This window comes from Frankia sp. CcWB2, from assembly GCF_977927585.1.
In genome coordinates this window covers 31,176-36,447 of record NZ_CDWRCM010000002.1, presented here as the reverse complement: position 1 = coordinate 36,447, position 5,272 = coordinate 31,176, and the positions used below count along the sequence as shown (strand labels likewise).

Annotated in this window: 4 protein-coding genes; all 4 read left to right on the top strand. The window is 71.5% G+C overall.

The window, feature by feature from the left end; genetic code table 11:
• The first annotated feature begins 227 nt into the window (after positions 1 to 227).
• The gene (gene infB, locus ACY45C_RS00885; protein ID WP_462185772.1) at positions 228 to 3,272 is read left to right on the top strand and encodes a translation initiation factor IF-2; all 3,045 of its coding nucleotides are present in this window, start codon (positions 228 to 230) and stop codon (positions 3,270 to 3,272) included.
• Positions 3,273 to 3,350: 78 nt separating this feature from the next.
• Positions 3,351 to 3,749: a DUF503 domain-containing protein gene (locus ACY45C_RS00880; RefSeq protein ID WP_462185771.1), complete on the top strand. Its 399-nt coding sequence runs from the start codon at positions 3,351 to 3,353 to the stop codon at positions 3,747 to 3,749.
• Complete coding sequence (gene rbfA / locus ACY45C_RS00875) at positions 3,742 to 4,248, top strand: 30S ribosome-binding factor RbfA (protein WP_462185770.1); 507 nt, start codon at positions 3,742 to 3,744, stop codon at positions 4,246 to 4,248. The genes ACY45C_RS00880 and rbfA overlap by 8 nt, the downstream gene beginning before the upstream one ends.
• A 79-nt stretch (positions 4,249 to 4,327) precedes the next feature.
• On the top strand, positions 4,328 to 5,272 hold a 945-nt coding region (locus ACY45C_RS00870), incomplete at its 3' end, for a DHH family phosphoesterase (protein ID WP_462185769.1).

The following is a 5,272-nucleotide window of genomic DNA, read 5'->3' as shown; positions in this document are numbered from 1 at the left end:
CCAGGTAAAGATGGATGGAACGGGCGGACCGCGGCAGCGGGCCGGCCGGGTCAGACGGAGTGGGTACCCGCGCCAGCGGCACCCCCTCCCACAGGCGGCGCCAACAGACGTCGACAGGGAAGCAGGTCGAGACAGCGATGACCGCTCAATGAGCACCCAGCCATGATCACGACCAGCAGGTAACGAGGTCACGCGGGCACGGACCGCGGGCCGAACGAAGGAGCACCGTGGCAGGAAAGGCCCGCGTACACGAGCTCGCCAAGGAGCTTGGTGTCGACAGTAAGACCGTGCTCGCCAAGCTCAAGGATCTCGGTGAGTTCGTGAAGTCCGCTTCGTCCACTGTCGAGGCACCCGTCGTCCGCAAGTTGAAGGAAGCGTTCCCCGCCGACGGCACACCCACCTCCCCGGGCCGGACCACCGGCCGTCCGGGACCGCCGGGCAGCGGTGCCCGTCCGACCTCGCCGCCCCGTCCTGGTCTGGCGCCGCGGCCCGGTCCGCGTCCGGTTCCCGGGCGGCCTGGTCCCGCCGGCCGGTCTGGTCCAGTGACCCCGGCGCCGTCGCCCGCGTCCCCGCCGGTGCAGGCTTCCCCGGTGGAGGCCTCGCCGACGTCTGCACCCGCCGCTCCCCGTCCGGCCGCGGCCTCCGCCGTACCCGCGCCGCCGCTGCCGTCCGCCCCTTCCGGGCCGCGACCCGGGCCGAGCGCTCCGCGTCCCGGTGCACCGCAGGGCGGTGGCCGCCCGCGTCCCGGCACCCCGGTTCCTCCCTCGGGTCCCACCGCTGGCGGTCCCACCCCCGGCGGCCCCCGGCCTGGCCCGCGCCCCGGACCCCGGCCGGCTGCGCCCGGTAACAACCCCTACACGACGCCGTCCGCCGGGCCCCGTCCATCCGCTGGGCCGCGCCCGTCGGCCGGTCAGTCGGGTCCGCCGTCGGCGTCCACTCCCCGGCCCAGCGCCCCGCGGCCGGGCACCCCCAGGCCAGGCACCCCCCGGCCGGGTGGACCGCGACCCGGTGGCGCCGGCGCCGGTGGTCCACGGCCCACTCCCGGCGGGATGCCGCCACGCCCCGGTGGCCCACGGTCCGGAGCGGGGGGTGGCATGCCGCCCCGCCCAGGTGGCACCGGGGGGCCGCGCCCCAACGCGAACATGTTCCAGCCTCGACCCGCCGGTGGCCCTCCCGGGCGCCCGGGAGGTGGGGGCGCTCCTGGTCGTCCCGGTGGCGGCGGTCCGCGTCCCGGCGGATTCGCCGGGCGGGGTGGCGCGCCCGGTCGTCCCGGTGGCAGCGGCGGCGGTGGCGGTGCGCCCGGTCGTCCCGCGGCCGGCGGCCGTGGCCGCGGTGGGACCACGGCGGGCGCTTTCGGCCCCGGTGGCCGTGGTCGCCCCGGTCGCCAGCGCAAGTCCAAGCGCGCGAAGCGGCAGGAATGGGAGAGCGGGCTCGAAGCGCCGCGCATGGGCGCGATGGTGCCCCGCGGCAACGGGCAGGCCATCCGGCTTCCGCGTGGCGCCTCGCTGGCCGATTTCGCCGACAAGATCGATGCGAACCCGGGCGCTCTGGTCCAGGTCGTGTTCACCCAGCTCGGCGAGATGGTCACCGCGACCCAGTCCTGCACCGACGAGACGCTGCAGTTGTTGGGCGTCACGCTCGGTTACGAGGTCCAGATCGTCAGTCCGGAGGACGAGGACAAGGAGCTCCTCGAGAGCTTCGACCTCTCCTTCGGCGGGGAGTACGGCGACGACGTCGAGCTCAGCTCCCGGCCGCCGGTCGTGACCGTCATGGGTCACGTCGATCATGGTAAGACGAAACTGCTGGACGCCATCCGCTCCACCGACGTGGTCGGGGGCGAGGCCGGTGGTATCACCCAGCACATCGGTGCCTACCAGGTGCGGGCCAAGGTCGACGGCGACGAGCGTCCGATCACCTTCATCGACACTCCGGGCCACGAGACCTTCACCGCCATGCGGGCCCGCGGTGCGCAGGTGACGGACATCGTGGTCCTGGTCGTGGCCGCCGACGACGGGGTGAAGCCGCAGACCATCGAGGCGCTGAACCACGCCCAGGCGGCCGGCGTCCCGGTCGTGGTGGCGGTCAACAAGGTCGACAAGGAGGGCGCCGACCCGGCCAAGGTACGGGGCCAGCTCACCGAGTACGGCCTGGTGGCGGAGGAGTACGGCGGCGACACGATGTTCGTCGACGTCTCCGCCCGCAACCGGACGAACATCGACGGCCTGCTCGAGGCGATCGTCCTGACCGCCGACGCCTCCCTGGACCTACGGGCTCCGACCGAGGTCGAGGCGCAGGGTGTCGCCATCGAAGGCCGGCTCGACCGGGGCCGGGGTCCGGTGGCGACCGTGCTGGTCCAGCGCGGCACGCTGAGGGTCGGTGACTCGGTCGTCGCCGGCGAGGCGTTCGGTCGGGTTCGGGCGATGCTCGACGAACACGGTGGTCAGGTGGTCGAGGCGGGCCCGGCCCGGCCCGTCCAGGTCCTGGGGTTCACCAGCGTTCCCGACGCCGGTGACAACTTCCTGGTGGTGCCCGAGGACCGAGTGGCCCGTCAGATCGCCGAACGTCGTCAGGCCCGCGAGCGTAACGCGGAGCTGGCGCTGAGCCGAGGCCGTCCGACATTGGAGACGATCCTCGAGCGGATGAAGGAGGGCGAGAAGACCCAGCTCAACCTCATCCTCAAGGGCGATGTGTCCGGTTCGGTCGAGGCGCTCGAGGACGCCCTACTCAAGATCGATGTCGGCGACGAGGTCGGTCTGCGGATCATCGACCGTGGGGTCGGTGCGATCACTGAGACCAACGTGATGCTGGCGTCGGCTTCCGACGCGGTCATCATCGGCTTCAACGTCCGGCCGCAGGGCAAGGCGACGGAGTTGGCCGACCGTGAGGGCGTCGAGGTCCGCTACTACTCGGTGATCTACCAGGCCATCGAGGACATCGAGAACGCCCTGAAGGGCATGCTCAAGCCCGTCTACGAGGAAGCGCAGCTCGGTACCGCCGAGGTCCGCGAGGTCTTCCGCGTGCCGCGGATCGGCAACGTGGCCGGCTGTCTGGTCCGTTCCGGCGTCATCCGGCGGAACACCAAGGCCAGGCTTATCCGCGACGGCGTCGTCGTGGCCGACAACCTCACGGTCGAGTCGCTCAAGCGTTTCAAGGACGACGCGACGGAGGTCCGCGAGGGCTACGAGTGCGGTATCGGTCTCGGGTCGTTCAACGACATCAAGATCGATGACGTGATCGAGACGTTCGAGCAACGGGAGGTTCCCCGCGCCTGAGCACGCCCGCGACCGGTGACGATCGAGCTGCCTGCTCGATCGTCACCGGCGGTGTGTGCCCGGCGGCGGGAGACGACCATGTGGATCGGAACCCTCAACCTTGATCTGCTGCTCGGTGACGTGCACTCGTTGAAGGAGAAACGGTCGGTGGTGCGGCCGATCGTGGCGGAGCTGCGTCGCCGTTTCGCCCTCAGCGTGGCCGAGACCGGCCATCATGATCTGTACCGGCGAGCCGAGATCGGGATGGCGGTCGTCGCCGCGGACCGGGCGCACTGCGTTGAGGTCCTCTGCTCCTGCGAGCAGCTGGTGGCCCAGCGACCGGACGTCGAGGTGCTCGCCGCGCGGGCGCGCTACTTCTCGGCGGACGACGCGGACGACGAACCGCATGCACCCGGCGAACCGCATGCACCCGGTGCATCTGCCGCGGTGAGCGTGCCGCCGACGGGACCGGCGAACAAGGAGGTGGACGGTGGCTGATCCGGCCCGGGCACGGCGGCTGGCCGTGCGTATCCGCGAGGTCGTGGCGTCCATGCTGGAGCGTGGCGTCAAGGATCCTCGACTCGGCATGGTGACCGTCACGGAGGTGCGGCTGACGCCGGATCTGGTCGACGCGACGGTCTTCTACACCGTCTACGGCGATGAGACGGCGCGGCAGGCGTCGGCCCAGGCGCTCGAATCCGCTCGGGGGCTGCTGCGCAGCCAGGTCGGCCGGGCTACGGGGGTGAAGGTGACCCCGACGCTCACCTTCGTTCATGACCGGCTTCCCGACGACGCCCAGCATCTGGAGAAGCTGATCAGCGTTGCCCGGGAACGCGACGCGTATCTGGTCGAGGTCCGTCGGGATGCTCGCCCGGCGGGCGACGACGATCCCTACCGCCGGCCGCGCTCCGCCACCGACGAGCCGGATGAGCCCGATGAGCTGGGCGAGCTGGATGAGGTGGGCGAGTACGGCGGGACGGCCCGGCAGGAGGGATGACGGGTACGGGCCCGGGACACCGCGGTGACAGGCACGAGACAGCTGCGATGGGACGAGACAGCGGCGATGGGAACTGACGATGAGCGATGCGACCGATCTCGTGGACCCGTCGGCGGCGCCGGTCAGCCGCTCCTGCCCGGGCGGTGCCGGTCCGACCGGTGATTTCCAGGCCGCGGTGACCGCACTGACCGGCGCGATCGACGCCGGTGACGGCATCCTGCTGATCGCCCACGTGAACCCCGACGGGGACAGTCTCGGATCGGCGTTGGCGCTGGGGCTCGCGCTGCGGTCGCTGGGCGGAAGGCCGCGGGTATCCTTCGACGCCGATCCCTTCGTCGTTCCCCGGGTGCTTCGCTTCCTCGCCGGTCAGGATCTGTTGGTGGCTCCCGAGGCCGTCACCGGCCGGCCGGGTCTCGTGGTGACCCTGGACGCCGGCAGCCGGTCCCGGCTGGGCAGGCTCGCCAGCACCACGGCCGGTCGCCGGGTCCTGGTCGTCGACCACCATGCCTCCAACACCCGGTTCGGCGATCTCAACCTGGTCGACCCCGAGGCAGCCTCGACCAGCGCCATGGTCGTCGACCTCATCGATGCCCTGGGCGTGCGGCTCGACCGGGACATCGCGACAGCGATCTACACCGGTCTGGTGACCGACACGGGATCGTTCCGTTTCGCCGCGACGACACCGGCGGTGCACCAACTGGCCGCCCGGCTGCTGGCCACGGGCATCCGTCCCGACCTGATCAGCCGTGCCCTGTGGGACACCCACCGCTTCGGCTATCTCAAGCTACTCAGGGAGGTTCTCGACCGCGTCCGGCTGGAGCCCGAGTACGACCTCGTCTGGTCCTGGTGCAGCCAGGCCGATCTGCGCGCCGCGGGACTGGAGTACGACGAGATCGAGGGGCTCATCGACACGGTGCGCACCGTGTCGGAGGCCGAGGTCGCCCTTGTCTGCAAGCAGGATGGTGACGTCTGGAAGGTCTCGGCCCGTTCCAAGGGGGACGTCGACGTCGGCGCGGTCTGTACG